A 333-nucleotide genomic window follows, 5' to 3' on the forward strand; every position below is an offset into this window, starting at 1 on the left:
TGCCGTCGTGATAGATCTTGTAGGACGCCGGCATCGGACGCGCATGGATAGAGCCGTGGGTGCCGTACGCGGTGATGTCCCAACTTTCGGTCCAGGGGAGCGGATCCCAAGACATGAAGTCGATGGTTACCATCTTGTCGTCATAGTTCAGGACGGCCGCAGCCGCGTCTTCACGCGCGCTTTCACTCATCTGCCCGGGGAATTTGGTAATCCGAGCGTTGAGCGACTTCGGCTTGCCGAAGTGCAGCAAGATGCGGTCGATCGTATGGCAACCAATCACATAAAAGGCCCCACCGCGATCCCCTGGTTGCTTCATGTGGTCGCTATCTGCTT

The 333-nt window shown here is 57.7% G+C and carries 1 protein-coding gene; it reads right to left on the reverse strand.

Annotated elements, in window-relative coordinates; all coding sequences use genetic code 11:
* On the reverse strand, window positions 1-316 hold a 316-nt coding region (locus FS767_RS21850; protein ID WP_256674304.1), incomplete at its 3' end, for a Gfo/Idh/MocA family oxidoreductase.
* Window positions 317-333 lie beyond the last annotated feature (17 nt).

Source organism: Pseudomonas sp. DE0010 (genome assembly GCF_007680745.1).
GTDB lineage: Bacteria > Pseudomonadota > Gammaproteobacteria > Pseudomonadales > Pseudomonadaceae > Aquipseudomonas > Aquipseudomonas parafulva_B.